Here is a 26,550-nt window from a genome sequence, read left to right as displayed (position 1 = left end):
GGCCTGCGCAAGACAAGGAGTCGACGCATGGCCAGAGTGGGCATCCGCGACGTTGCGGTCCTGGCGGAGGTCGCCGTCGGCACGGTGTCGAACTACCTCAACCATCCCGATCGGGTCTCGAGCGACAAGGCCGAGCGCATCCGATCGGCCATCGAGACCCTCGGGTTCGTCCCCAGCAACGCCGGCCGCCAGCTCCGACTCGGCACGAGCCAGGTGATCGGATATCTGGCCCCGGACGTCAGCAATCCGTACTTCGCCGGCATCGCCGAGCGCGTCGAGCGGCGTGCCGACGAGCGCGGGGTGACCGTCTTCCTCGCGAACTCGCACCGCAGCCGCGAGCGCGAGGACGCGTACCTCGCCGTCTTCGAGCAGCACCGTGTCAAGGGCATGCTCGTCTCGTCGCATCTGCCGATCGAGGACCGCCTGGCGCAGCTGCGTCGTCGCGGCACGCCCTCCGTCCTCGTCGGGCAGCGCGCGCACACCGATGAGCAGGCGTCGGTGTCGCTCGACGACGTGTCGGGCGGACGCCAGGCGATGCGCCACCTGCTGGAGGTCGGCTGCCGCCGTGTGGCGTTCGTCGGCGGGCCCGTCGGGATCCCCCAGGTCGCCGATCGGCTGAGCGGGGCGAGCGCCGAAGTGCGGTCGTCGGGACCGGCCACCCTCGAGGTCATCGATCAGCCCGACCGCACCGTCCAGGGCGGGATCGAGGTCGGACGCGCCCTCGCCGCCCGCCCGGCATCCGAGCGTCCCGACGGCATCTTCGCCGTCAACGACCTGCTCGCCATCGGCATCATGCAGCAGCTCGTGCTCGCCGGCGTGACCGTGCCGCGCGAGGTCGCGATCGTCGGGTACGACGACAACGAGTTCGCCGAGGCATCCCTCATCCCGCTCTCGAGCGTCCGCGGCCGGCACGAGGGGTTCGGTGTCGCCGTCGTCGACCTGCTCTTCGACGCCATCGAACGCCGCGAGATCGCCGAACCGCACCGGATGTTCGACCCCGAACTCGTCGTCCGGGCGAGCACGACGGGCTTCGGCGTCGGCTGAGACGCCGCAGCGGGGCATCCGGTCAGAACTCGGCGACGACGGGGCGTCCCTCCAGCCAGGCGATCATGTTGAGCACGAGGAAGTTCCAGTTCTGGAAGTTCCTCGTCATGATCGGCTCGCCGGTGTCGGGGTGGTAATACTCGTGCAGGCAGCCCGTGGTCTCGAGATCGCGACCGAAAAGGGTGACGGTCTCCTCGGCGAGGGCGCGCGCGTCGTCGGTGAAGCCGTACTTCTGCAGCCCCCGGAACACCAGGTAGTTGCTGATCCCCCAGACCGGTCCGAGCCAGTTGGAGGGATTGTTCGAGGCGCGCAGGTCGTACTGCTTCTCGAGCGCGGAGAGGGTGCGTACCCCGTACCCGGCGCGGAAGGTCCGTCGCTCCTGCAGCCGCGCGCGCATGCGGTCGGCGCGCTCCTGCGACGCGATGCCCGCCCACATCGGCAGGAAGCTCGACCACGAGTCGACGCGCAGGAGGACGGCCGACCAGGCGCGCGGCGCACCCCGGTGGAGCCAGTCGTCGGGGTCGATCGCCCGGAGGTTCAGGTCGGCGCTGTAGTACGTGCCGTCCCGCTCGTCCCAGAGGTGCTCGTCGACCGCGTCGGCGAGGTCCTGCGCCCGTCGACGCCACCGCACCGACTCGGCCGGGCGGTCAGCATCCTCCAGCAGCGAACCGAACGCGAGCAGCTCCCGGTAGAGGAGGGAGTTGAGGTAGATCGACGCCGTGCTGCGGCCGGGCCGGTAGTAGACCGACGGGTCGTTGTCGACGCCGATCGCGAAGTCGCTCTGCCAATAGGCGAGACCGGTCTCGGCGTGCACGTGGCTCTCGAGGTAGCGCTCGAGGAAGCGCTCGATCACGGGGAGCGCGTCAGCCACCCAGGCGTCGTGCCCGCCGCGCCGGGCGAGCAGCGCCGTCTGCTGCGCGATCACCGGCTTGTGCATGTTCTCGGCGAATCCGCCCGCCCTGCTCGGGTCGCCGTGGCGGAGCGGCCCGTCGGGTTTCAGCAGGATCGGCATCACGCCGTCGGCGTCGGTGTGGTCGAGGAAGTTCTGGATGGTGCCGCGTTCGTAGGCGGCGAACCGCCCCGGCTCGCCGCGGTCGGCCTCGATCTGCCCGAGGACGACGCTGATGAACCACGAGTCCCAGTCCCACAGCGCCGACGAGTAGTACGGCGAGTCGGGGGAGCTCGGCACCGTGTACGGGTGGGTCAGGACGCCGCCGGGCTCCCGGGTCATCTGAGCGCCGTGCTCGTGGACATGCTCGGTCAGCGACCGCATCCAGCGCTCGATCATGGTGACTCCTGGTTCGGGGCGAGGTCGGTGCGCCGGAAGGTCCCGGCCGCGAGAGCGAGGTCGATCGGTCGCCCGGCGACGTCGACGGTGACCGTCCGCGGCACCCGGTCGAGGTTGGCGGCCAGCACGGTGGCGGTGTCCTCGCGCCGCGCCCCGACCGCCCACACGAGCCCGTCGGGGCTCTCTCCCGTGAGCAGCTCGGCGCCGGACAGTGCGGCCAGGTCGCGGAGCGCGGCCGCGACCGGTCGGTCGGTGCCGTCCGATGAGCGGATGCCGCGGGGTCCCCACTCCTCGAACCAGGCCAGCGAGGCGACCCCGGGAACGGCGTGAGCCGCGGCGCTCGCGATCGTCCAGGCGGCGAGCTTGGGCGCATCCTGCCGCGGGTCGGTGCCGCCGGTGAAGGCCGCGCCGTAGCCCTCGGCGAGGTCGGGGCGCGTGGGGGCGGGCTGCGCGCCGGTGGCGACGTCGTTGAAGCGGGGGCGCAGGGCGATGGGACCGAGGTGCACCGGCAGACCGCCCGCCGTGTCGACCGTCTGGCGGGCGACGAGACGCTGCATCGCGACGGACTCGACGAGCTGGTCCGTGCCGGTCGCGTGGAACAGCGGGGTCACGGTCGTGGTGAGGGCGTCGAGGTCGGCGGGCAGGCGGTGGCGTTCGCGGTTCAGCTCGGTGAAGTGCGACCGGGACCCGCCGACGACGGGCGCCTCGATCCCGGCATCCGCCATCGCCCGACGCAGGGCGGCGACGGCGTCGACGTCCGACACGTGCCGGGCAGGGCCCGCCGAGTGGAACACGGCGATGCGCAGGAGCGGGATGCCGCGGAGCGCCGCGACGGCGTCGCCCAGGACGGCCGCTGCCGCTGCCGGATCGTCGCCGATCGTGAACCGGACGTCGAGGGGGAGGCCCGCTTCTCGGGCGCGGGCCAGTGCGGCGCGCCATGTGGGGGTGCCGAGGTCGAGTTCGACGAGTACGCCGTCGCCCACGGGGCGTGTCGGCGGCGCCGGGTCGGGGGCGGTGGCCGCACCGAGGAGCATGGCCGGGAACACGCCGCCCGGTCGCAGGCCGATGGCGGTGTCGCCGGCGGGTTCGCGGGGAGGCATCTGTCCCGTCACCGTCAGGGCGATGCTCTGCCGCACCCGCTCCCCGGCGGCGAGGCGGTAGGGGAACGGCAGATCGAGCGGCCGGCTGTACGTCTTGAACGACGCGTCCGTCCAGTTGCGCTGATCCTCCATCTCGAACACGTCGCCGTCGAAGCGCGCGCCGATCTCGGCTCCCGCGACGGGCCAGCTCAGGGCGGCGACGTCGGTCACGGGCTGGTGCGGGCTGATCCGTCGGGGGAACGCGGTCCGGGACGCGCGACCGTCGGTGTGATGGACCTCGAGCGGCGCCCCGGCGACGGACGGCGGATGCAGCACGACGAGCCCCGTGCGATTCGTGTCGAACGCGTCGGCGGTCTCGAGGTCGAGGACGACCCGCAGTCCCGCGGTTCGCCTCTCGACCCGCACCACCCCGGCGAACGAGGAGCCGAGACCCTCCGAGCGGACGTGGAGCGTGAGGGACGTGTCGGTCTCGCTCACCCGGTCGACGACGAGGTCGGCGGTGTTCCAGTCGGCGTCACGGACGACGGCGCGGACGCTCCGCAGCACCGCGCGGCCCTCGTACGCGACGTCCGCGAGCTCGTCGCCGCGGAGCGTCAACGACCACGGGCCGCTGCGCCACGGCATCCCCTCGCTCCACCAGCTCATGACGGCGCCGGCATCAGAGCGAGGTCATCCCGCCGTCGACCTGGAACGTCGCACCGGTCGCGAACGAGCCGTCGTCGCTGGCTAGGTAGACCATGATCCCCGCGACGTCGTCGGGCGTTCCGGCGCGACCGATCGGGATACGGCCGACGATCGCGGCGCGCGAGGCGGGGTCTTCGCTGATCGCCGAGACGAGCGGTGTCTCGGTGTAGGCGGGCTGCACCGTGTTCACCCGGATGCCGCGATCGGCGTAGGCCGCCGCGACGGTGCGCGACAGTCCGTGCGTGCCGGCTTTCGAGGCGCTGTAGGCGGTGAAGTCCTTGCCCTCGCCGTTGACGGCCGTCGGGCTGCCGGTGAGGATGATCGATCCGCCGCCGAGGGCGAGCATCGTCCGCACGGCGTACTTCACCGTGAGGAAGGCGCCGGTCAGGTTGACGTCGATCGTGCGGCGCCAGACGTCGAGGTCGAGGTCGGCAGCGGGGGCGTCCTCTCCGAAGAGTTGGATGCCGGCGTTGGCCACCACCACGTTCGGTGCCCATCCGGCATCCGTCGCCGCGGCGAAGCCGGCTGCTACCGACGCCTCGTCGGAGATGTCCATCGTGACGGCCATGGCGGCGCCGCCGATGCGGGCGGCGGTGGCCTCGGCACCCTCGCCGTTGCGGTCGGCGACGATCACGCGCGCGCCTTCGCGGGCGAACCGCTCGGCGACGGCCGCGCCGATGCCGAGGGCGCCCCCGGTGACGAGGGCGGTCCTGCCGGCGAGTCGTGTCATGTCGGTCATCTCCGGGTCAGCGCTCGATGTGGTCGAGGTGCAGCATGCGCGCGAGGTTCCTGTCGAGCTCGTCGTCGCGGAAGATCTTCTTCCAGTCCTCCTTGATGATGCTCTCGCGACCGTAGTCCATGGCGATCAGGCACGCGTCGCTGAACGGGTTGTCGCCGCGCAGGCCGTTCGCGAGCGCCACCTGGGTGTGCCCGTAGAGGATGCTGCGGGCCGCCGCCTCGGGCACGCCCATCGTGTGGATCGCCTCGTCGAGCGCCTCGTTCAGGAGCGATCCGATCATGCACGCGACCGTCTCGACGAGTGTGGGCTCGAGCTGGGCGAGCTGCTTCACGGTGACGAAGTGGACGTCGATGACCGGAGCGTAGATGGCGCGGACCGTCTCCTCGACGATGCGGGCATGCTCGGGGTCGTCGGACTCGACGGCGGCGATCGCGTCCTGCGGCGCGGCGATGCCGCCGAAGGTGTCGGCCCACTCCTCCTTCGTCGTGCGCTCGAGGAACACGGACGGGTGGCACGGGTGCGCGACCGCCTGGACGACGTCCTCGCGCGTGGTTAGCAGCCCCGCGTAGGCGGCCGCCGGGTCGAGCGTGAGGACGATCGCACCGGGCTTCAGCTGAGGGACCAGTTCGGCGGTCACGGCGCCGAGGGCCAAGTCGGGAACGGCGAGCACGAGGATGTCGGCGTCCGCGACGGCGACGGATGCCTCGGTCAACTCGCGTCCCGCTGCGATCGTCCGCTCGCGGCCGGCGGACGAGTTCTCGACGTAGCGGACGATGTGGTCGGTCTTCACGAGGTTGTCGGACACGCGCATGCCCATCTTCCCTCCGGCGCCGATGACGGCGATGGTGTGGCTCATTCGAAGCTCCTCAGGTGGCTCAGGGTGGTGCGGGTCCAGTCCCGCTCGGTGCGGACGGTGGTCTCGGGGTCGCCCTGCCAGGGCAACCAGTGCTCGACGATCTCGTTCACGCCGCGCGTGCGCGGCCGGACCGTGTCGAGCAGGTGGCGGTAGTCGTGGAGGCCCTCGCCCATGCGGGCGCCCGAGTAGGTGAAGCCGACCCAGCCCGGCTGCCGCGCGAAGGCGAAGTCCTTCGCGTGCACATTGACGACGAGGTCGGCGGCCGTCTCGACGCAGGCGCGCGGCGCCTCCAACCGGGCGACGACGTTGGCGGGGTCGAGGCAGATCCCGATGTTCGGGCTCTCCGCCTCGCGCACGAGCCCGACGAGGTCGGTCGTCGCGATCTGCTCGTACGTCTCGAGGGCGAGGGTCACCCCCGCAGCCTCGAACGAGGGGAGGATGCCGCGCAGCAGCGCACCCGCCTCGGCGAGCGACGGCCGGGACCCGGCCCCGAAGACCATGCTCCGCACGAGACGGGCGCCGAAGGCGTCGGCGAGGGAGAGGAACCGCTGCAGATGCGCGGTCTCGATGCCCTTCGTGCCGAGCTCGATCGTGAGGCCCAGCTCGCGGGCGGCGCGGGCGGCATCCGTCACCTCGTGATCGGTCATCGTCGTCAGGGGTGCGAAGTCGCAGATCTGGAAGAGGTCGACCCCGAGCTCGCGCGTGGCTTCGAACGCTCCGATGAGGCTGAGCGGCTCGGGGACGCGATCGGAGTGCTGCCAGAAGAAGGCGTAGGTGCCGAGCCCGATCACGACCCACCCCGCGCGAGGGCGTACGCCTCGTCGAGCACGTCACCGAACGCAGCCGGATCGTGGGCGAAGCGACCGAGGAAGAGCCCGTCCACCGCGGGGCCGAGAGCGGTCAGCAGGCCCGGTCCCGCCGAGCCGCCGTAGATGACACGCGAGCCGGCGCGAGCCGGGTCGGCGGCGAGGGCGTCGCGCACGGCGCCGGCGACGGTCGTGATGTGGTCGATCGGCGCGGGGGAGGGGGCGCCGATCGCCCAGACGGGTTCGTAGGCGACGACGACCGGTCCGGCGGGAGCACCGGCGAGGCTACGGCCCAGCTGGGCGACGGTCGCCGCGGCGGCACCGGCGGCATCCGTCCGCTCGTCCTCGCCGAGGCAGAGCAGGGGGGCGAGCCCGTGGCGGAGCGCGGCGGCGGACTTGGCGGCGACGTCGGCGTCGGTCTCGCCGAAGAGCCGGCGGCGTTCGGCGTGGCCGACCTCGGCGTACGCCGCGCCGGACTCGGCGACCTCCGCCGCGGTCACCTCGCCCGTGTACGCACCGGATTCGAACGCCGAGACGTCCTGTACGCCGAGGTGCACGCGGGTGCCGGCGAAGGCGCCCGCGGCGTCCTCGAGCTGGAGGTACGTGGGGATGACGAACGCCTCGACGGCTCCGGATCGCACGCCCTCGTGCGCGCGCAGCACTGCCGCGGCCGCCGCGAACCAGACGCGCGCCTGGCGGCGTCCGAAATATGCCTTCAGGCTCACCCCCACGAGGACCGGCGCCATCAGCAGGATCCGGTGGTCTCGTACTCGTCGATGACGGCCACCTTCTCGGCCGACGCCGACGACGGGTCGAAGCGGTAGGTCAGCCACTCCCGCACGAGGCGGCGGGCGAGCTCGATGCCGACGACGCGCTGGCCCATCGTCAGCACCTGGGCGTCGTTGGAGAGGACGCCGCGCTCGACGGAGAACGAGTCGTGCGCGGTGACGGCACGGATGCCGGCGACCTTGTTCGCGGCGATCGCGACGCCGAGGCCCGTGCCGCAGATGAGCAGGGCGCGGTCGGCCTCGCCGCGCGCGACACGCTCGGCCGCCTCGATCGCGACCTTCGGATAGGCGGTGTGCCCGTCGGCATCCACCCCGACGTCGAGCACCGAGACCACGCCGTCGCTCTGCTCCAGATCGCGCTTGAGGATCTCCTTGTAGTCGTAACCGGCGTCGTCGCTGCCGATGACGATGCGCAGGGGTGCGGTCATGTCAGATCCTCTCGGGGAGTCGGGCGTCGCCGTCCGGCTGATGACGGGGGCCGCGGCGAGGGTGTCGCCGACGGCGGTGACGATGAGGGCGAAGGAGTGGGCGCCGGCATCGACGGTGCCGACGGCGTGCTCGCCGTGCGTGCGGGCGCGGCCCTTGCGGGGCAGCAGGTCCGCCGTCGCGGCGGCCGCGGCGGTCGCGGCTGCGGCAGCGGTGCGCCACGCATCCGCGAGACGGGCACCCGACGCGACCCCGCGCGTGAGCGTCTCGGTGAAGGGCAGCAGCGCGTCGACCATGGTCTTGTCGCCGATCTCGGCCTTGCCGTGCGCGACGACCGCGCCGACGCCGGCGGCGACCCCGGCGGCGATTCGTGTCGCGTCGGGTCGGCCTGCGTCGCCGAGGCGGTAGGCGAGCTCGGCGAGGAGGAGGCCCCAGAGCGCTCCGGACGTGCCACCGGCCCGGTCCGACCAGGCGTCGGCCGCTCGTGCGAGGGTCGTCGCCGCGCCCGCACCGGATGCGGCAGCCTGCCGCGCGGCGCGGGCGGCCGCGCGCGAGCCGCGCTGCATCCCGATGCCGTGGTCGCCGTCGCCCGCGACCGCATCGATGCGGCCGAGCTCGTCGACGTTCTCGTCGACGGTCCGTGCGACGGTGTCGAGGGCGGCCACGACCGTCGACGCGAGCAGGACGGATGCCGCATCCCCGGCGACCTCGTCGGCGACGACGGACGTGTCGGCTGCTGCGGCATCCCGTCGCTCGGCCGTCGGAACCGCGCCGCGACGGTACGCCGGCGTATCGACCGGGGTCTCCCACAGCTCGGCGAGCTCGTCGTCGAGCCAGAACAGGGTCAGCGACGTGCCCGACATGTCGAAGCTCGTGCAGTACTCGCCCACGTGGGGGTCGACGATCTCGAGGCCCGCCGCGTCGAGGAGTGCGGCGACCCGGCGGTAGACGACGAAGAGCTCCTCGTACTTCAGTGAGCCGAGTCCGTTGAGCAGCGGCACGATCCGGCCGTCGGCGCCCTCGGGCCGCTCGGCGAGCAGCCGCGCCACGAGCATCTCGGCGAGGCCGTCGGCGGTGGGGATGTCGGTCTCGTCGATGCCGGGTTCGCCGTGGATGCCGAGGCCCACCGCCATGCGCCCGTCGGGCACCGAGAACAGCGGTGCCTCGGCACCCGGCAGTGTGCACCCCGTGAAGGCGACGCCGAAGGAGCGGGTGCGGTCGTTCGCGAGACGCGCGACCCGGGCGACGCCGGCGAGGTCGTACCCCGAGGCGGCCGCGGCGGCCGCGGCTCGGAAGACGGTCAGATCGCCCGCGATGCCGCGCCGGCGTTCGCGCTCACCGGGTGCCGCGCTCGCGATGTCGTCGGTCACGACGACGGTCTCGCAGGCGATCCCGTCGCTGCGCAGCCGCTCCTGTGCAGCGTCGAAGTTGAGCACGTCGCCGGCGTAGTTGCCATAGCTCAGCAGTACCCCGCCGCCGGTCTCGGCCGCGCGCGCGACGGCGTGGACCTGCTGGGTCGAGGGGGAGGCGAAGAGGTTGCCCATCGCAGCGCCATGGGCGAGGCCGGGGCCGACGAGCCCGCCGAACGCGGGGTAGTGCCCTGAGCCGCCGCCGATGACCACGGCGACCTGACCCTCGGGAACCCGCGTGCTGCGGACGACGCCGCCCGTGACGCGTTCGACGTAGCGGCCGTTCGCGGCGACGAAGCCGTCGATCATCTCATCGGCGAAATCGGCCGGGTCGTTCCACAGGCGCGTCATCGCGTTCTGCTCCTCGGGTTGGATGGGTCCTGGTCGCTATTGTGCACAACCGGTTGACCAATTGCAAGCGCGTCGGGGTCGGCCTCGGGCTCCCGCTCCCGTATCTTGGGGCCGTGCCCGCTTACCCCTCCGACCGTTCGGCTGAGATTACGGCCGCCCTCGGTGCGCTTCCCTCGGGAACCCCCGTCTCGGAGGTCGCGCGCCGCCTGATGGACCTGTTCACGAGCGGCGAGATCGAGCCGGGGACCCGCCTCCCCCCCGAGCGGCAGCTGTCGCTCACGCTCGGTGTCGGCCGTTCCGCGGTGCGCGAGGCGCTCGCCGCGCTCGAGATCCTGGGGATCGTCGACGTACGCCCGGGCTCGGGCACGTACCTGCGCGGAACGGCGAGCGACCTCCTGCCGCAGACGCTGCGCTGGGGGCTGCTGATCGGAAAGCGCAGCACCGACGACCTGCTCGACGTCCGCTCCGGGCTCGAGATCTACTGCGCCCGCCTCGCCGCGTCACGAGCGGATGCCGGCGACATCGCCCGCCTGGCGGAGTCGCTCGCGCGCATGAACTCGGCCGGCACCGACCTGGCGGCCTTCGCCCGCGCGGACGCGGCGTTCCACGATGCGCTCGCCCGCGCCGCCGGCAATGACGCGCTCGTCGATCTGCTGCACGTCGTCCGCTCGCTCCTGCAGGTCTACGCCGACCGCGCCGTGCACGACGACGACGCCGCGCGCCTCGCGATCGCCGAGCACGACGCCGTGTTCCGGGCGGTCGAGGCGAGGGATGAGGATGCCGCGGCATCCGCCATGGCCGTGCACATGGCCACGGCGGCCGCCCGTCTCGCCGCGTCGTCGCGGGACTGACGCGCCCGGCGTCGCACGCCACCGACGCTCCGGGGACGCGAGCTGTCGCCCGTGTCGCACCGACGCGGCACAACGAGTCCCCGGAAGCGCATGCGCACCGCGTTGCGGAAACCACTGAACGTTATTTAGTCTTTCGACGTCGGGACCATGCCGCGTCCCGCCGCCACGACGACGTCGCAGGAGACCGCAGTGACCGCATCCTTTTCCACCGCCCCCGACGGCACGCGCTACCGCGACCTGAACCGCAACGGCGTGATGGACCCCTACGAGGACCCGCGCCTGCCGATCGCCGAGCGCGTCGCCGACCTCGTCGCACGACTCTCGCTCGAAGAGAAGGCGGGGCTCATGATCCAGACGATCGTCCCGACGACGACCGACGGCGAGGTCGACGGGCCCTCGACGATGCCGGGGCGCACCTCGGCGCGCGAGTTCATCGAGGGCATGCACGTCACGCACCTGAACATCCACCAGATCCCGGACCCCCGGGCGATGGCCCGCTGGGTGAACGGGCTGCAGCGCGTGGCCGCCGCATCGGGCCACGGCATCCCGGTCACCATCTCGACCGACCCCCGCCACTCGTTCACCGAGAACGTCGGCGCCTCGTTCACGGCCGGCCACCTCTCGGCCTGGCCAGAGCCGCTGGGCCTCGGCGCGCTCGCCGACCCGGGCTCCGTGCGGGAGTTCGCCGACATTGCACGGCAGGAGTACCTGGCCGTCGGCATCCGCTCGGCCCTGCACCCGATGCTCGACGTCGCGACCGAACCGCGCTGGCCGCGTCAGTACGGCACGTTCGGGCAGGATGCCGAGCTCGTCGGACGCCTCGGGGTCGCCTACGTCGACGGCTTCGAGGGCGACCGGCTGACGGCGGCGAGCGTCGCCTGCATGGCCAAGCACTTCCCGGGCGGCGGGCCCGAGAAGGACGGCGAGGACCCGCACTTCCCGTACGGCACCGACCAGGTCTACCCCGGGGGCATGTTCGAGTACCACCTCGAGCCGTTCCGCCGCGTGATCGACCGCGGGGTCTCGGCGATCATGCCGTCCTACGGGATCCCCCGGGGTGTCGTCCTCGACGGTGAGCGGGTCGAGGAGGTCGCCTTCGGCTTCAACCACCAGATCATCACCGGGCTGCTGCGCGAGAAGCTCGGGTTCACGGGGGTCGTCTGCACCGACTGGGGGCTCATCACCGAGTCGCGGCTGATGGGCAAGGTGCTGCCGCCGCGGTCGTGGGGCGTCGAACACCTCAGCGAGATCGAGCGGGTGCGCAAGGCTCTCGACGCCGGCGTCGACCAGTTCGGCGGCGAGGACGACCCGGCGCTCGTGCTCGAGCTCGTGCGCTCGGGAGCCGTTCCGGAGTCCCGCCTCGACGTCTCGGTCGCGCGGCTGTTGACCGTCAAGTTCGAGCTCGGCCTGTTCGACGACCCGTTCGTCGACGAGGATGCCGCGGGCGAGATCGTCGGCAGCGCCGAGTTCCGGGCGGCCGGGGACCGGGCCCAGTCCCGCTCGGCGGTGATCCTGCCCGGTGGGGCGGGGGAGGCGGCATCCGTCCTGCCCCTGCGTCCGGGGACGGCGGTGCACGCACCCGAGGTCTCGGACGATGCGCTCCGTGCGGCGGGGCTGGTGCCGGCCGCGGATGCCGCGGGTGCCGACGTGAGCGTCGTGAGGCTGCAGCCGCCGTTCGACCCGCGCGACGAGTACATGCTCGAGGCGCACTTCCACGCCGGCTCGCTCGCCTTCGACGACCGCGTCGTCGCGGAGGTCGCCGAGGTCGCGGAGGCGACCCCGGCCGTCGTGGCGATCCACCTCGAGCGCCCCGCGCTGCTGGCGCCCGTCGCGGCGCACGCCCACGCGGTCGTCGCGACGTTCGGCGCGTCGGAGCAGGCGCTCCTCGACGTGCTCACCGGCCGGGTGCCCGCCGCAGGGCGACTGCCGTTCGAGATCCCGCGCGACGAGGCGGCTGTGCTCGCGGGTCAGTCCGACGTCCCGGGTGGGACGGCGGACCCCGTGTACGAGGCGGGCACCCCTTCGCTCGTGGTGACCGCGGATGCGTGAACGGCGGAATTCGGCGCAGGGTCGGGAGAGTCGGGAGCTGATCCTGCAGACGGCGCTCGAGGTCATCGGGCGGCGCGGATACGGCGCCACCTCGCTCCGCGACATCGCCGCCGAGGTCGGGATGACGCAGGCCGGCATGCTCCACCACTTCGGCACCAAGGAGAACCTGCTCGTCGAGGTGCTCCGGGAGCGCGACGTCGCAACGCGCGAGGCGCTCACCGAGCAGGACGGCGACGAGCCTCCCTCGGTGCGGGTCGCGCGTCGCAACGCGGAGACCCCCGCGCTCGTGCACCTCTACACGAGCCTGCAGTCGGCGGCATCCGCTGCAGACCACCCCGCCCGCGTCTTCTTCGAGGAGCGCCAGCGGAGTGTGCACGCGGTCGTCGCGGCCGACATCCGGTCGCGACAGGACGCCGGTGAGATGTCATCCGGCCTCGACGCCGACACGGCTGCGACGGTGCTGCTCGCCCTCTCGGACGGCCTGCAGCTGCAGCAGGGGGTCGACCCGTCGATCGACATCGCCGCCGTCCTCGCGTGGACCTGGGAGCGGATCGCGGCGGCGAACTGAGCGGCCCGCGCCTGGGCCGCGCCCGCGGCTCGCGTACCGTATTCAGTCGGCGCGCGTCACCCGGATCGCCATGAACTGCCGTCCCGGCAGCTCGACGCGCACCTGGCCGCGGTACGTCCCGGGCAGCTCCTCCACCGTCATCCCCCAGGTGTCGATGACCTCGACGCGCCAGTCGCCCTCGTCGAGGATGACGTTGCGGAACCGCGGCCGGTTGAAGCCGAAGTACGCCACCTTCTGCTGCCCGGCGGCGCCGCCCCAGGGCACGTCCCAGTCGCTCGGGAGCGGATCCCAGACCCCGTCCGGCGCCTCGGCCTGCAGCCGTTCGAGGAAGGCGATGCGCTCGGGCGAGGTGCCGTGCAGCGCGCCGCCCTTCGACCACCAGAGCACCTCGTCGTCGTCGCCGACGGATGCCGCGCCCTCGAGCGCGGGCGGGTAGTAGGTCTCGCCGTGGCCGACGTACCCGCCGCGGACGGCGCCCTCCCAGAACCGGCGGACCATCTCCTCGCCGGTGATGTTGCCCCAGCCCTGGTCGATGTCGCCCTCGTAGGCGCACTCGTCGATGACGACGGGCTTGCCCCACTCCTCGCGCCACTGGTCGGTGTTCTCGGCCGTGCGGTAGACGTCGACCCGCTGGATGCTGACGTGGGTGATCCACGGTTTCGTGTAGTCGTAGACGGGCCGGCAGTTGTGGATCGAGTTGAGGTGACCGAAGGCATCCTCCTCGCTCACCACCGCAGCGAGACGCTCCCAATCGTCGAGGTCCTTCGACCACAGCAGGTCGTACTCGTTCGCCATCGACCACCACACGTTGGCGAATCCCGACAGGCGCCGCACCACGTACCGCAGGTACCGCTCGTCGACGGCGGGGCCGAGGTCGGCGAACCCCCACCGGTCGTACGCGTGGAAGAGGATGAGGTCGGCCTGGATGCCGAGGGCCGCCAGCTCGCCGATCCGCTGCTCCAGCCGCCGGAAGTGCGCGGGGTCGAACCGGGTGTGGTCGAAACCGCCCTTCAGGCTCCCGACGAACGGGAAGTCGGCCGGCTCGTTCGCGTTGTAGAGGTACGACTTCGGGAAGACGCACATGCGGAGCTTCGCGAACGGAGCCTCGGCGAGCGTCTCGAGGGTCTTCCCCTGCAGTTCGTCGGGTTGGTGGGTCCACGCATACGCGGTCGTGCCGATCGGGCGGTGGCGCGTGCCGTCCGCGTGCCGGAAGTGGAACCCGTCGACCCGCACCGGACCGTGCGAGCCCTCCCGTGCGCCGACGACCTCGACCGACCCGGTGATGCCGTCGAGCGACCGTGCCGTGGACCGCGTCTCGAACGTCCAGGTGCCGACCGTGTCGGCCAGGGCCCGGACGATGTACACGCCGTCGCCGTCGTAGAAGCCGCCGACCCGGATCTCGTCCTCGCCGCGGCGGAAGACCGCGTCGAGCTCGACGTCGACGAACGGGTTACCGTGCGAGGGCCCGGCGAAGCGCAGCTCGAGCGGATCCCACAGCGGCGCCGGCCCCGGAACCGTCACGGTCGCAGACGCCCGCGCGACGTCGTCGCCCTCGTACGTGGGATCCGGGGCGATCGCCGGCGCGTACGGCGGGCGCCCGGCTCCGGACCCGACGGCGGCGAGCGCGGCGAAGAACTGCTCGCGCACCTCGAGGTCCTCGAGGGCGGGGACGATCGCGACGAGCTGCCCCAGACGGCCGCCGCGGAATTGCGTCGCCATCGGCGAGGCGGCGACGCCCGGCAGATACCGCTCGAGGATCGCGCGGGCGTCGGGGTCGTCGAGGGCCTCGCCGAAGGTGCTGGCGCGATCGAACATGGTGTCTCCTCGAAGGGTCAGGCGGATGCCGTCGCCCGCCGGATCGCGTCGTCGACGGACGCGAGCAGGTCGGGCGGGGTGAACATGAGTGCGGTCGTGACGGGGCGCCCGGCGCCCCAGCGGGTCTCGGACCGGATCGCCTGCGCACGATCCGGGTCGACCGCAGCGATCGTGTCGATGAGCGCCGCGTGGGCGCGCGGGTCGTCGATGACGTCGGCGAGCGACGCGTGCAGACCGTCGAGCTCCGGGCGGGCCGGGGCCGTCGGCGCGGCGAAGCGCCACTCGTGGCTGCCCGAACCGACCTCGTCCGGGGCGCCGGGGATCGCGACCTCGGCGCGCGTGTTGGCGGGCACGACGGCGATCACGACGATTTCGCCGCCGTCCCGGCGCCACGACACGGACGCCTCGCCGTACGGCGTGAGGTGGCGTGCCGAGGCGGACGACAGGCTCTCGAGCGGCTGCGGCGCGATCCGCAGCCGTCGGTACCCGGGCGCAGCGGGTGCGAGCCCGGCGACCGTGCGGTGCAGCCAGTCGGCGACCGCGCCGAGCGCGTAGTGGTTGAACGAGGTCATCTCGCCCGGGTTGACGCTGCCGTCCGGCAGCAGCGAATCCCAGCGCTCCCAGACGGTCGTCGCCCCCTGCGTCACGGGGTAAAGCCATGAGGGGCACTCGGTCTGGGTGAGCAGGCGCTCGGCCGCCGCGAGATGACCGGCCCCGGTGAGGGCGTCGGCCACGAGCGGGGTGCCGACGAAGCCCGTGCCGATCCGGTACCCGCCCTCGCGCACGAGCGCCGCGAGGCGGTCGGCGAGCGACCCGCGCACCGCGGTGTCGGTCACGAGGTCGAACTCCAGGGCGAGGGCGTACGCGGTGGGGGCGTCGCTCATCATGCGACCGGCGGGGGTGACGTATTCGGCGACGAAGGCGCGCCGGCTGCGCTCGGCGAGCGTGCCGTAGTGCGCGGCATCCGTCTCCAGCCCGAGCAGCCGTGCGGCCTCTGCGACCTGACGCAGCGACCTGGCGTAGTACGCGGAGGCGACGATGTCGCTGTCGACCTTCGCCTGGCCCGGCTTGTCGGGCGGTGCCGACGGGTCGAGCCAGTCGCCGAGCTGCATGCGGCCCGCCCACAGGCCGCCCTCGCCGGCGTCGCGCCCCACGGCATCCACCCACGCGCGCATGCTCTCGTACTGTGCGGCGAGGATGTCGCGGTCGCCGAAGCGCTCGTGCATCACGGTCGGCACCACGGTGGCCGCGTCGCCCCAGGCGGCGGGGGAGGCACCGCCTCCGGTGAACCCGCCCAGGGCGGAGGGCACGACCACGGGCACCGATCCGTCGTTGCGGGCCTGCTCGTGCGCGAGGTCGCGCAGCCAGGACGTGAGGAACCCCGCGCTGTCGTAGAGGAAGGATGCCGTCGGTGCGAACACCTGCAGGTCGCCCGTCCAGCCGAGGCGCTCATCGCGCTGCGGGCAGTCGGTCGGGATCGAGAGGAAGTTGCCGCGCATGCCCCACACGACGTTCTCGTGCAGCCGGTCGATGAGCGGATCGGATGCCGCGAACCACCCGGTCCGCGTCATGTCGGTGTGGACCACGACGGCCTCGACGTCGGCGGGGTCCACCTCCGCACCCGTGATCTGCGCGTACCGGAATCCGTAGAAGGTGAAGCGGGATTCGAGCACGTCCTCGCCGCCGGAGAGCTCGAACGTCGCGGTCGCCGCCGCGTTGCGCAGCGGCCGGAGCGCGAGCTCGCCATCCTCGAGCACCTCGGCGTGACGGATCGTCACCGTCGTGCCGGCGGCGCCGCGCACCCGCACGCGGAGACGTCCGACGAGGTTCTGGCCGAGATCGAGGATCGTGCCGCCGGACGGCGTGGCGAGGGTGCCCACCACCGGGAGGGACTCGATCCGGCGCACCGGCGGGGCGATGCGCGCCTCGGGCACGGGGATGTTCTCGTAGCCCGGCTTCGCGGCGGCTCCCACGCGGACGGGCGAGAACCCGCCCACGTCGCGGCGCAGGTCCTGATGCTCGCCCGCGTAGATGCCGCTGTCGACCATCGGGCCGTCGGATGCTGCCTGCCACCCCTCGCCGGTCGCGGCCACGGTCGTGGTCGTGCCGTCGTCGAAGGTCACTCGCAGCTGTGCGAGGAACGAGGGCTGCGTCCCGTAGAGCCGGTCGGCGAAGGCGAAGAAGCCGTACTTCTCGGTGTACCAGGCGCCCGCGAGCGTCGCCGAGAGCACGTTCTCGCCCTCCCGGACCAGCGCCGTGACATCGACGGTCTCGTGCACGAGCCGGTCGCGGTACGCCGTCCAGCCGGGTGAGAGCACATCCTCCGACACGGGGGTGTCATTCACCTCGGGCTCGGCGACGCCGAGCGCCGTCCAGAACAGCAGCGCCCGGGTGACCGGTCGCCCCAGCCGGAAGCGCGTGCGCACCACGGTCGGCTGGGCGTCGCGGTCGGGGGCGGCCAGTCCGACCGGCTGTGCGACCCATTCGCCCGGTGCGAGGAAGCCGGCGGCGACGGTGAGCGGCTCCGACCAGCTCGTCCACGTGCCGGATGCCGCCTGTGCGCGCACCCGCACCTCGCGCTGCTCCCCGGCCGACAGCGGCGCGAACGGCCACGCGATCAGGGCGCTCTCCTCGCCGGTGAGCGCGACGATGCCGGTGCCGTCGTCGACGTCTGCCGCGACCTGCATCCAGCCGGGCTCGTCGGTGTCGACCGTCCAGCTCAGCCGGGGGCTGGGCGTGGCGACGAACGCGGTGTCGTCGCGCAGTTCGGCGCGGAAGGCGGCGATGCGGGATGCGGGGGTCACAGGGTCTCCGGTCGGGGTCAGGAGAGGACGCGGCCGAGCTCGGCGGCGAGGGCGACGGCACGCGGATCGGCGCCCCCGGGCCACGGCCCGCGGGCGATGGTCCAGGCGAAGGCGACACCGGTGTCGGGGTCGACGCACGCGAGCGCGCCCGCCGCGCCGTCGTGGCCGAACGAGCGCGGACCGCCGAAGGCGAGCTGCTGCGACGGCTTCTGGAAGACGATCGCGTGCGCACGGTCGTGCTGGTGCAGCACCTCGTCGTATCCGCGGATCTGCTGCTGCCCGATCTGCGACACGGTGTCGGCGCGGAGGAACGGTTCGGCGCCGTCGACGCCGGTGACCGCCGAGGCGAAGAGTCGGGCGAGGCCGCGCGCGCTGCCGGTGCCGCTGCCGCCCGGGTGACCGTAGCGCCAGCTCCGGGGCGAGTTGCCCAGATCGACGTCTCCGCTCATCGATCCGAAGACGAGGGGGCCGAGCGCGGAGTACTCGCGGACGAGGGTGTCCGACACCGGGCGGATCATCGGGAGCACGTCCGTGCGCCGGTCCTCGAGCTCCGCCGGGAGGCCGAGGTAGAAGTCGATGCCGTGCGGAGCGCGGATCTCCTGCTCGTAGAACTCGTGGAGCGTGCGGCCGGTGACGCGGTACACGAGCTCGTCGCCGAGATTCCCGATGGTGATGGCGTGGTACCCGAACGCGCTTCCCGGGTGCCAGAACGGCGTCGACTCCGCCAGGCGTGCCGCCGCCGCGTGGTTGTCGAGCAGCTCGTCCCACGTGAGGCTCGTGTCGGCCTGGGGCAGGCCGGCCTGGTGCGACAGCAGCTGGCGGACGGTGACGGCCCCCTTGCCCTTCGCGGCGAACTCGGGCCAGTACGTGGACACGCGCTCGTCGAGGTCCAGCTCGCTGCGTTCGACGAGCAGGCCGACCGACAGGCCGATCGTGTTCTTCGTCACCGAGTACGGAACCATGACCGAGTCGCGCCCGAGGTGCGGGCCGCCCCACGCGTCGAGGACGAGCTCCCCGCGGTGATACGCCGCGACCTGGAACGACAGGTCCGGGTCCGCCTGCAGCCAGCCGTCGAGACGGTCGGCGATCCCCGAGAGCCGGTCGTCGACCGTGCCGTCGAGCAGGCTCACGCGTCCGCCTCCCACGCGAGCTCGAGCGGCAGATCAGCGACCGACGCTCCCACGCCGAGCGTGAAGACGCCGGGCTCGACAACCCAGCCGTCCGCCCAGTACGCGAAGCGGCGGGGCGGCAGCGGAACGGATGCCGTCGCGGTGGCCCCGGCATCCGCTCGGACGACGGCGTGACCGACGAGCCATCGCACCGGGCGCTCGACGGACGAGTCCGCGCGCTCGGCGTAGACCTGCACGACCTGCTTGCCGGCGCGCGCGCCGGTGTTGCGCACGGTCACCTCGAGGGTGTCGCCCTGACGGGTCGCGGACTCCCAGTCCCAGGTCGTGTAGCCCAGTCCGTGGCCGAAGGCGTACGCCGGCTCGGCACCCGCGCGCAGCCACGCGCGGTAGCCGATGTGGATGCCCTCGGTGTAGCGGAGGACGCCCTCGTCGGGCGTGACCTGCGTGACCGGGACATCGGCGAGCGAGGCGGGCCACGTGGTGGGGAGGCGGCCGCCGGGCTCGGCGGCACCCGTGAGGATGTCGGCGACGGCGTGCCCGAACTCCTGACCGCCGAAGTAGCCCTGCAGGATGGCGGCGACGTCGTCTGCCCAGGGGAGGACGACGGGGGAGCCGGCGTTCACGACGACGACCACCGGGGTGCCGGTGGCGGCGACGGCGCGGACGAGGTCGTCCTGGCGGCCCGGCAGGTCGAGGTCGGTGCGGTCGTACCCCTCGGACTCGACCTTCGCGTTGGTGCCGACGACCACGACGGCCACGTCGGCGGCGGTCGCCGCCTCGACGGCCCGGGCGATGAGCTCGGCGGGGTCGGTGCGCTCGGGGGCGATCCCGACGGTGGCCGACATCGCACCCGACAGTGCACCCATGTCGGCGCGGTCGAACTCGACCCGCACGTCGATCGGGTTCCCCTCCTGCACCGCGACGGTGGCGGTGAGCGAAGGCGGGTTGAGGAAGGCGGCGCCGAGGTCCGTTCCCTCGATCACGGGCGAGTCGTCCAGCAGCAGGTCGCCGTTCACCAGCAGCCGGCCGGGGTTCGCGCCGGCGAACCCGAGCTCGACGTCGCCGGTGGACTCCGGGGTGTAACGGGTCTCGAACACGACCGTGCGGCTCGCGGCGATCGGAGCGTCACCGCCGAACCAGACGAGGGCGCTCGAGCGGCGGTCCTCGGTGAACAGGACCTCGCCGTCGTCGCCGAGGAAGGTGACCCGCAGGCCGGATTCGCCTGTCGCCGGGTTCGTCATGCGGTCGAGGTCGAGCTCGGCGACGCCCTCCTGGACGACCGCGCCGATCTCGTAGACCACGTCGGCCCCCCGAAGCGCCTCGCGGATGCCGTCGAGCGGCGAGACGGTGCGCTCGGGAAGGACCGTGGCCGAACCACCACCCTGCGTGCGGGCGTCGCGGGCGTTCTGGCCGATCACCGCGACGCGGCGGAGCGCGCCGGCGTCCAGAGGCAGCACGCCCTCGTTGCGCAGGAGAACGGAGCCTTCCACGGCGGCCTCGCGGACGAAGGCGACGCCGTCGACCGCGTCCGGCTCGGCCGCCTCGTGGCCGGCGAGTGCGCCGACGCGCTCGGCGAGCAGCAGCATCCGCAGCACCTTGCGGTCGAGATCGGCTTCGTCGAGCCGGCCGTCGCGCACGGCGTCGGCGAGGTCCGCCCATGCCGGCGCGGGCCCCGGCATGGCGAGGTCCTGCGAGGCGGGGACGGAGCCCAGCGAGCGCACGGCCGTCCAGTCGCTGATCACCACGCCGTCGAAGCCCCACTCGCTGTTCAGCGGCGTCTCGAGCAGGTCGTTCTCGGTCATGGTGACGCCGTCGACGGAGTTGTAGGCGCTCATGACGCTCCACGTGCCCGCCTCGACGGTGCGCTCGAAGGGCGCCAGGTAGAGCTCGCGCAGGGCGCGGTCGTCGACCTGGACGTCGACCGTGAAGCGGTCGGTCTCGGAGTCGTTCGCGACGTAGTGCTTGGGGGTGGCGGCGACGCCGTTGTCCTGCAGGCCGCGGACGTACGCGGCACCGAGGCCGGCGGAGAGCTCGGGATCCTCCGAGAAGCACTCGAAGTGGCGGCCGCCGAGGGGCGAGCGGTGCAGGTTGATAGTCGGGCCGAGGACGACGTCGACACCCTTGCGGCGCGCCTCCGCGGCGGCTGCGGCACCGTACCGGTGGGCGAGGTCGACGTCCCAGGATGCCGCGAGCGCCGACCCCGAGGGCATGTTGAGCGACGGGTCGCGCTCGTCCCAACGGGGTCCGCGGACGCCAGCGGGACCGTCCGAGAGGGTCATCGCGCGCAGCCCGATCTCGGGCAGCGGCACCGTCGTCCAGAAGTCCGCGCCCTGGACGAGGGCCGACTTCCGCTCGAGCGTCAGCTTCTCGAGGAGCGGGCGGAGGTGGTCGGTGGACGCGGTCGACGTCGTCGTGTCAGTCACGGTGCTTCCTTGCAGTCGAAGAGGAGGTGGGGGATGCCGACGCGCGAGCGTCTGTGCGCCGGCATCCGATCAGGCGGCGCCGGCGACGGACGAGCCGGCTTCCGACGCGAGGAACGCCTTGCGCGCGGCGCGGCGCTCCTCCTGCTTGTCGGGGTCGGGCACGGGCGCTGCCATGAACAGCCGCTGCGTATAGGGGTGCTCGGGCTCGGAGGTCACCCGGTCGCCGTCGCCGTACTCGACGATCTCGCCGCGGTACATGACCGCGACGCGGTGGCTCACGTGGCGGACGACGGCGAGGTCGTGCGTCACGAAGAGGTAGGCCACGCCGGTGCGTTCCTGGATCTCGACGAAGAGGTCGAGCACCCGCGCCTGCGTCGACAGGTCGAGCGCCGAGACGGGTTCGTCGCAGACGATCAGTCGTGGCTCGAGCGCGAGGGCGCGCGCGATCGCGACGCGCTGGCGCTGGCCGCCCGAGAACTCGCGGGGGAGTCGGCTCCGGGCATCCGACGGCAGGCCCACTTGGTCGAGAAGGTCGCGCACCCGCGTCCGGGCGATGTTCTTGGCGACCCCCGCCGCCGTCAGCGGCTCGATGAGGATCTCCTCGATCGTCATCGACGGGTTGAGCGACGAGTAGGGGTCCTGGAACACCACCTGAATCTCGGAGGTGAGCGTGCGGCGCTGCCGCCGCGACAGGTGTGAGATGTCACGCCCGTCGTACGTGATCGTCCCCTCGGTGACAGGTGCCAGCCCGAGGGCGGCGCGGCCGAGGGTGGTCTTGCCCGACCCGGACTCGCCGACGAGGCCGACGGTCTCGCCGGGCAGGATGTCGAGCGAGACGCCCTTGAGGGCGCGGAAGGGTTCGGCGCGGAAGCCCTTGCCGGGGTATTCGACGACGAGGTCCTTCACCTCGAGCAGCGGAGCGGTCATGCCCGTGCTCCCTTCGTGGCCAGCGGCGGGCGGGCGGGACCCTCGTCGAGGATCGCGTCCAGGAGCGCCTGGGTGTACGGGTGGCGGGCCTGGTGGAAGATGCTCCGCACCGGACCCTGCTCGACGAACAGGCCGTTCTGCATGACCGTCACCCGGTCGCAGAGGTCGGCGACGACACCGAAGTTGTGCGTCACCAGCAGCATCGCCATGTTCCGCTCGGCCTGCAGGTCGCGGAGCAGATCCAGGACCTCGGCCTGCACCGTCACGTCGAGCGCCGTCGTGGGCTCGTCCGCGACGATCAGATCGGGGTCGGTCGAGACGGCGCCGGCGATGAGCACACGCTGCGCCATGCCGCCCGAGACCTCGAAGGGGTAGGCGTCGAACGTGCGCTTGGGCTGCGGGATTCCGACACGGGCCAGCAGGTCCAGCGAACGCTCCGTCGCCTCCTTCTTGGACAGTCCGAGGTGCTTGCGCAGCGGTTCGACGAGCTGGCTGCCGATCGTGAACGACGGGTCGAGGTTGCTCATCGGCTCCTGCGGGATGTAGCCGATGCGCTTGCCGCGGATGCCCGCGTACGTGCGCTCCGACGCATCCGCCAGCTCGGTGCCTTCGTACAGGATCGAGCCGCCCGTGACATGGCCGCCGCGGGGAAGGAGTCCCAGGACCGCGAAGGCGGTCTGGGTCTTGCCCGAGCCGGACTCGCCGATGAGGCCGTGCACCTCACCCTTGCGGATGTCGAGCGAGACGCCGTGGACGACCTCGATGTGCGACCCGTCAGGCTGGTCGTAGCCGACCCGCAGATCGCGGACCTCGAGCACCTTCTCCGTCGCCTTGCTGCGGGCATCCTCGGCGTGACGGATGACACCTTCGTTCTCGATGACGGGCAGTTCGTCGGGATCCTCGATGGGCTCGCCCCCGCTGAGGGAGACGGAGGTCGTGACCGCGGCGATCGAGCCGGTCGCGGTCGTGACGGCGCGGCGCCGCTTGCGACGGACCGAGACGGTGCGCTCGAGCTCGTCGCGCATGACGTTGGCGAGCAGCGTCAGGGCGATGCAGGTGAGCGCGATCGCGAGCGACGGCCAGATCAGGAGCAGCGGTGTCCGGGCGATGTTCTTGAAGCCGTCGTTGAGCATCGACCCCCAGGTGGGGACCTTGACGTCGCCGAGGCCGAGGAACTCGAGCCCGGACTGGATCGCGAGGGCGATGCCGGCGATGATCGCCGCCTGGATGATGATCGGCGCCCGCACGACCGAGAGGACGTGCCGCCCGATGATCCGGGTGTCGCTGAGGCCCGACACCCGCGCCGCGTCGACGTACAGTTCGCCGCGCACCGCGGTCACAGCGGCATAGACGAGCCGGAAGAAGGAGGGGGCGAGCAGGATGCCGAAGATGAACATCGAGATCCAGACCGATGGGCCGAGGACGGCCCTCGCGGCGAGCAGGATCACGATGCCGGGAAGCGCCATGTTGAGCTCGGTGACCCACGTCGCGACGGCGTTGAACCACCCCTGGTAGTAGCCGGCGATAAGGCCGCTCACCACGCCGATGACGATGGCCACGATCACCGCCAGCAGGGCGGCGAGGACGCTCGTCTGGGTGGCGGCGAGAAGTCGCGACCAGACGTCACGACCGCTGCTGTCGGTACCGAGCAGGTTCTCACCACCCGGGGCGGCGAGGACGTTGCGGATGTCGGCGTAGTTCGGGTCGAGCGGTGCGATCGTCGTGCCGATGACGGCGATGACGGCGATGAGCAGGAGGAAGAGTGCGGCACCGACCCCGACAGGACGCTTGAGCAGACGTCGTGCGAGGTGCATGCGCACCGGCGCGGCGTTCGCCGGGGCGAGCGACAGGGCGGGGTTGGCGGGGGAGCCCATCGTGTCGGTCATGAGAGCCTCACCTTCGGGTTCAGAGCGGCCTGGGCGAGGTCGATCAGGAGATTGACGATGACGACGAGGATGGCGAACGCGATCACGAGCCCCATCACCACCGGGATGTCGCCCAGGACGGTCGAGCGGACGCTCAGCTGTCCCATCCCGGGGATGGAGAAGATCTGCTCGACGACGACGGCGCCGCCGAGGAGACCGACGAACTGCAGGGCGAGGACGGCGAGCGCCGGTCCGCCGGCGTTCCGCAGCACGTGCTTGTAGATGACGGACGTCTCGCTGAGGCCGCGGGCGCGGAGGGTGCGGACGTAGTCGCGGGAGGTCGCGTCGATCACGGATCCGCGTACCTGCACGGCGACCGAGGCGATGGCCCCGATCGAGAGCGCGATGATCGGCAGCGTCACCGAGGCGAGCCACCCGCTGAAGGATGTCGCGATCGGGACGTACCCGGTCGCCTTGAACCAGTGGAGGTTGACGGCGAAGACGAGCACGAGGATCAGCGCGATGAGGAAGCCCGGCACGGCGAAGCCGATGAGCGAGAGGATCTGGACGGTCCCGTCGATGGCGCCGCCGCGGCGGGCGGCGAGGACGCCGAGCACGATGGCGATGACCGCCGAGATGAGCGTCGCGCCGATCACGAGCGAGAGCGTGACCGCGAGGCGGTTCGTGACGCTGACGCTGACGAGCTCGCCGGTGAACCAGCTGCGACCGAGGTTGCCCGTGATCGCCGAGGTCAGCCAGTCGGTGTACTGGGTGAGGAGCGGCCGGTTGAGACCGAGCTCCTCGGTCTTCTTGGCGACCGTCTCAGCGGTCGCGTTCTCACCCAGGATGCGACGGGCGATGTCACCGCCACCTGCGTAGAGCAGGAGGAAGGCGACGGCGGAGATGACCGCGACGAGGACGACGCCGGACACGACGCGTCTGACGATGAATGACAGCATGATGACCTTCCCGGGCATGGCCGGCAGATGGCGGCGCGGACGCCGCCATCTGCCGGATCGATCAGTTCTTCGGCGAGAAGTCGAAGATCGACGGGTAGGCGTTGGTCGGCCAGAAGGCCAGATCGGTGTTGGCGTCCACACCGAACGAGCCCTGCACCCGGAAGAACGGGGCGAACCAGGCCTGGTCGACGATGTACTTGTTCAGCTCCTTGACCGCGGCGGTCGCCTCTTCCTCCGTGCCGTTCTGGACCGTCGAGATGTAGCCGTCGACGGTGTCGTCCTGGTACTTGAAGGGGTTGAAGGTGGCGCTCGGCGCGATCATGAAGTTGATGAGCTGCCAGTCGGGGTTCTGCTCCAGGGCCATCCACGTCGCGGGGTACTTCGGCGCGAGCATGTCGGTGATGAAGTTGCCCGTTCCGGGGTCGGTGTAGTTCACCGTGATCCCGATGTCGGCGAGCTGCTGGGCGACGAGGTCGAACGTGGTCTGGAAGGCCGGAGTCGACATCATGTTCAGCGTGAACCCGTTCGGGTAGCCCGCCTCGGAGAGCAACGCCTTGGCGGCATCCGGGTCGTACGCGTACGTGCTGTCGAGCGACTCGTCGTACGCCTCGCTCGTCGCGGGGAAGACCTGCTCGGTCACGGTGCCGTAGCCGCTCTGCAGCGACTGCAGCAGCGCCTCGCGGTCGAAGGCCATGTTGATCGCCTGGCGGACCTTGACGTCGGCGAGCTCGGGCGCCATCGTTCCGGCGCGGTCGAGCAGGAGCAGACCCTGGAAGTCGAGCTCGTTCGACTCGATCGTCCAGCCGGCGCCCTCCACCTCGGCGATGGTGTTGTTGTCGGCGATCTTGGCGCCGTTCGCCTCGCCGGCCTTGATGGCGTTGAGGATGGCGGTGGTGTCCTCCATGACGTTGATCGTCAGGTTCTCGTACTTGACGGCGTCCTTGTTCCAGTAGTCGGGGTTCGCCGTGTAGTTGTACGTGGTGCCAGTGACGCTCGACGCGCTGTCGAGGATGTAGGGGCCCGAGCCGACCGGAGTGGTCGCGGAGTTCTCGTCGTCGAAGCTCGAGGGGGCCTGCACGAGGCCGGGGGCGATGGAGAGGAGGTTCTCGAGCGACGGGTCCGGGGCGTCCTGCGAGATGGTGACCGTGGTCGCGTCGACGGCGGCGAACTCCTTGCCGGCGAGCGTGGCGGCCTGCGGCGAGGTGCCGTCGCGGAAGCGCTCGAGGCTGCCGACGACCGCCTCCGCGTCGACCGCGGTGCCGTCCGTGAACTTCGCGTCATCGCGGAGCGTGAGGGTCAGGACGGTGTTGTCCTCGTTGTACTCCCACGCCGTGGCGAGGTTGGGCTGGATCTCGCCCGAGGAGTCCTTGCGCAGCAGCGTGTCGAAGACCGCCTCGAAGAACTCGCTGCGGTTACCCCATTCGGCGCCGGCGCCGATGTCGTAGCTCGTCGGCGCGGCGATCGAGATGAGGGTCAGGCGGTCAGCCTTCCCACCCTCCCCGCTGGAGTTCGTCGTCTCCCCACCGCCGGCGCATCCGGTCAGTGCGAGTGCTGCGACGACGGCGACGGCTGCTGTGGCCTTCCATCGGAACATCTTTGTCCTCATTTCGGGTGGCGATACCCCTGCGGATCGCTCTGCCGACGGACGCTAGCAGCAAATCCGAACGA

At 71.9% G+C, this 26,550-nt stretch carries 19 protein-coding genes and 1 pseudogene; 4 read left to right on the top strand and 16 right to left on the bottom strand.

All coding sequences use genetic code 11. The annotated features are described in order from the left end of the window. Positions 1 to 27 precede the first annotated feature (27 nt). Positions 28 to 1,044 (top strand): LacI family DNA-binding transcriptional regulator, encoded by a 1,017-nt coding sequence (locus ACIGEP_RS08455; protein WP_396661179.1) that lies wholly within the window; start codon positions 28 to 30, stop codon positions 1,042 to 1,044. Between the two features lie 22 nt (positions 1,045 to 1,066). Here the strand turns inward: ACIGEP_RS08455 and ACIGEP_RS08450 are convergent, their stop codons facing one another. From ACIGEP_RS08450 to ACIGEP_RS08415, 8 genes and pseudogenes are all read right to left on the bottom strand, one after another. Next, complete coding sequence (locus ACIGEP_RS08450; RefSeq protein ID WP_396661178.1) at positions 1,067 to 2,332, bottom strand: MGH1-like glycoside hydrolase domain-containing protein; 1,266 nt, start codon at positions 2,330 to 2,332, stop codon at positions 1,067 to 1,069. Continuing rightward, positions 2,329 to 4,077 carry a hypothetical protein gene (locus tag ACIGEP_RS08445; RefSeq protein WP_396661177.1) on the bottom strand — a complete coding sequence of 583 codons (1,749 nt, stop codon included), beginning with the start codon at positions 4,075 to 4,077 and terminating at the stop codon, positions 2,329 to 2,331. The genes ACIGEP_RS08450 and ACIGEP_RS08445 overlap by 4 nt, the downstream gene beginning before the upstream one ends. A gap of 13 nt (positions 4,078 to 4,090) precedes the next feature. After that, on the bottom strand, positions 4,091 to 4,846 hold the full coding sequence (locus ACIGEP_RS08440) for an SDR family NAD(P)-dependent oxidoreductase (RefSeq protein WP_396661176.1): 756 nt from the start codon (positions 4,844 to 4,846) through the stop codon (positions 4,091 to 4,093). Positions 4,847 to 4,862: 16 nt separating this feature from the next. Then, positions 4,863 to 5,711 carry a phosphogluconate dehydrogenase C-terminal domain-containing protein gene (locus tag ACIGEP_RS08435; protein ID WP_396661175.1) on the bottom strand — a complete coding sequence of 283 codons (849 nt, stop codon included), beginning with the start codon at positions 5,709 to 5,711 and terminating at the stop codon, positions 4,863 to 4,865. Further along, the gene (locus ACIGEP_RS08430) at positions 5,708 to 6,502 is read right to left on the bottom strand and encodes a sugar phosphate isomerase/epimerase family protein (RefSeq protein ID WP_396661174.1); all 795 of its coding nucleotides are present in this window, start codon (positions 6,500 to 6,502) and stop codon (positions 5,708 to 5,710) included. The genes ACIGEP_RS08435 and ACIGEP_RS08430 overlap by 4 nt, the downstream gene beginning before the upstream one ends. After that, entirely contained in the window at positions 6,499 to 7,263 is a 765-nt protein-coding gene (locus ACIGEP_RS08425; protein WP_396661173.1) for a triose-phosphate isomerase family protein, read from the bottom strand. Before ACIGEP_RS08425 ends, ACIGEP_RS08430 begins: the two co-directional genes overlap by 4 nt. Continuing rightward, entirely contained in the window at positions 7,263 to 7,733 is a 471-nt protein-coding gene (locus tag ACIGEP_RS08420) for a ribose-5-phosphate isomerase (RefSeq protein ID WP_396661968.1), read from the bottom strand. Before ACIGEP_RS08420 ends, ACIGEP_RS08425 begins: the two co-directional genes overlap by 1 nt. A gap of 48 nt (positions 7,734 to 7,781) precedes the next feature. Continuing rightward, positions 7,782 to 9,491 (bottom strand): annotated as a pseudogene (locus tag ACIGEP_RS08415) (dihydroxyacetone kinase family protein); the annotation flags it as partial. A 113-nt stretch (positions 9,492 to 9,604) separates the two neighbouring features. Between ACIGEP_RS08415 and ACIGEP_RS08410 the strand changes: the two are divergent. The 3 genes from ACIGEP_RS08410 (at position 9,605) to ACIGEP_RS08400 (ending at position 12,959) form a co-directional block, all read left to right on the top strand. Next, a complete protein-coding gene (locus ACIGEP_RS08410) occupies positions 9,605 to 10,342 on the top strand; it encodes a FadR/GntR family transcriptional regulator (protein ID WP_396661172.1) in 738 nt (245 codons plus the stop codon). Positions 10,343 to 10,531: 189 nt separating this feature from the next. Next, positions 10,532 to 12,391 carry a glycoside hydrolase family 3 protein gene (locus ACIGEP_RS08405; RefSeq protein WP_396661171.1) on the top strand — a complete coding sequence of 620 codons (1,860 nt, stop codon included), beginning with the start codon at positions 10,532 to 10,534 and terminating at the stop codon, positions 12,389 to 12,391. Next, positions 12,384 to 12,959 carry a TetR/AcrR family transcriptional regulator gene (locus ACIGEP_RS08400; protein ID WP_396661170.1) on the top strand — a complete coding sequence of 192 codons (576 nt, stop codon included), beginning with the start codon at positions 12,384 to 12,386 and terminating at the stop codon, positions 12,957 to 12,959. Before ACIGEP_RS08405 ends, ACIGEP_RS08400 begins: the two co-directional genes overlap by 8 nt. 42 nt (positions 12,960 to 13,001) lie before the next feature. Here the strand turns inward: ACIGEP_RS08400 and ACIGEP_RS08395 are convergent, their stop codons facing one another. The 8 genes from ACIGEP_RS08395 to ACIGEP_RS08360 form a co-directional block, all read right to left on the bottom strand. Continuing rightward, positions 13,002 to 14,774: a DUF5605 domain-containing protein gene (locus tag ACIGEP_RS08395; RefSeq protein ID WP_396661169.1), complete on the bottom strand. Its 1,773-nt coding sequence runs from the start codon at positions 14,772 to 14,774 to the stop codon at positions 13,002 to 13,004. 17 nt (positions 14,775 to 14,791) lie between these two features. Continuing rightward, on the bottom strand, positions 14,792 to 17,578 hold the full coding sequence (locus ACIGEP_RS08390; protein WP_396661168.1) for a family 78 glycoside hydrolase catalytic domain: 2,787 nt from the start codon (positions 17,576 to 17,578) through the stop codon (positions 14,792 to 14,794). 17 nt (positions 17,579 to 17,595) lie between these two features. Continuing rightward, the gene (locus ACIGEP_RS08385) at positions 17,596 to 18,708 is read right to left on the bottom strand and encodes a serine hydrolase domain-containing protein (RefSeq protein ID WP_396661167.1); all 1,113 of its coding nucleotides are present in this window, start codon (positions 18,706 to 18,708) and stop codon (positions 17,596 to 17,598) included. Beyond that, positions 18,705 to 21,131, bottom strand: coding sequence for a beta-glucosidase (locus ACIGEP_RS08380; protein WP_396661166.1), 2,427 nt, complete (start codon positions 21,129 to 21,131; stop codon positions 18,705 to 18,707). The genes ACIGEP_RS08385 and ACIGEP_RS08380 overlap by 4 nt, the downstream gene beginning before the upstream one ends. Positions 21,132 to 21,200: 69 nt before the next feature. After that, positions 21,201 to 22,058: an ATP-binding cassette domain-containing protein gene (locus ACIGEP_RS08375; RefSeq protein ID WP_396661165.1), complete on the bottom strand. Its 858-nt coding sequence runs from the start codon at positions 22,056 to 22,058 to the stop codon at positions 21,201 to 21,203. Next, positions 22,055 to 23,944, bottom strand: coding sequence for a dipeptide/oligopeptide/nickel ABC transporter permease/ATP-binding protein (locus tag ACIGEP_RS08370; protein ID WP_396661164.1), 1,890 nt, complete (start codon positions 23,942 to 23,944; stop codon positions 22,055 to 22,057). The genes ACIGEP_RS08375 and ACIGEP_RS08370 overlap by 4 nt, the downstream gene beginning before the upstream one ends. Then, entirely contained in the window at positions 23,941 to 24,882 is a 942-nt protein-coding gene (locus tag ACIGEP_RS08365) for an ABC transporter permease (protein WP_396661163.1), read from the bottom strand. The genes ACIGEP_RS08370 and ACIGEP_RS08365 overlap by 4 nt, the downstream gene beginning before the upstream one ends. Positions 24,883 to 24,943: 61 nt before the next feature. Continuing rightward, positions 24,944 to 26,476 (bottom strand): ABC transporter substrate-binding protein, encoded by a 1,533-nt coding sequence (locus ACIGEP_RS08360; protein ID WP_396661162.1) that lies wholly within the window; start codon positions 26,474 to 26,476, stop codon positions 24,944 to 24,946. Positions 26,477 to 26,550 lie beyond the last annotated feature (74 nt).

The sequence above is a fragment of the Microbacterium sp. NPDC077663 genome (genome assembly GCF_044542795.1).
GTDB lineage: Bacteria > Actinomycetota > Actinomycetes > Actinomycetales > Microbacteriaceae > Microbacterium.
This window is presented reverse-complemented; position numbering and strand designations above follow the sequence as displayed.

Bases quoted from the DNA above. Each gene is read 5' to 3' on its own strand.
- ACIGEP_RS08455 (WP_396661179.1), top strand. From the start codon at position 28: ATGGCCAGAGTGGGCATCCGCGACGTTGCGGTCCTGGCGGAGGTCGCC.
- ACIGEP_RS08450 (WP_396661178.1), bottom strand. From the start codon at position 2,332: ATGATCGAGCGCTGGATGCGGTCGCTGACCGAGCATGTCCACGAGCAC.
- ACIGEP_RS08445 (WP_396661177.1), bottom strand. From the start codon at position 4,077: ATGAGCTGGTGGAGCGAGGGGATGCCGTGGCGCAGCGGCCCGTGGTCG.
- ACIGEP_RS08440 (WP_396661176.1), bottom strand. From the start codon at position 4,846: ATGACACGACTCGCCGGCAGGACCGCCCTCGTCACCGGGGGCGCCCTC.
- ACIGEP_RS08435 (WP_396661175.1), bottom strand. From the start codon at position 5,711: ATGAGCCACACCATCGCCGTCATCGGCGCCGGAGGGAAGATGGGCATG.
- ACIGEP_RS08425 (WP_396661173.1), bottom strand. From the start codon at position 7,263: ATGGCGCCGGTCCTCGTGGGGGTGAGCCTGAAGGCATATTTCGGACGC.
- ACIGEP_RS08420 (WP_396661968.1), bottom strand. From the start codon at position 7,733: ATGACCGCACCCCTGCGCATCGTCATCGGCAGCGACGACGCCGGTTAC.
- ACIGEP_RS08400 (WP_396661170.1), top strand. From the start codon at position 12,384: ATGCGTGAACGGCGGAATTCGGCGCAGGGTCGGGAGAGTCGGGAGCTG.
- ACIGEP_RS08395 (WP_396661169.1), bottom strand. From the start codon at position 14,774: ATGTTCGATCGCGCCAGCACCTTCGGCGAGGCCCTCGACGACCCCGAC.
- ACIGEP_RS08375 (WP_396661165.1), bottom strand. From the start codon at position 22,058: ATGACCGCTCCGCTGCTCGAGGTGAAGGACCTCGTCGTCGAATACCCC.
- ACIGEP_RS08370 (WP_396661164.1), bottom strand. From the start codon at position 23,944: ATGACCGACACGATGGGCTCCCCCGCCAACCCCGCCCTGTCGCTCGCC.
- ACIGEP_RS08365 (WP_396661163.1), bottom strand. From the start codon at position 24,882: ATGCTGTCATTCATCGTCAGACGCGTCGTGTCCGGCGTCGTCCTCGTC.
- ACIGEP_RS08360 (WP_396661162.1), bottom strand. From the start codon at position 26,476: ATGTTCCGATGGAAGGCCACAGCAGCCGTCGCCGTCGTCGCAGCACTC.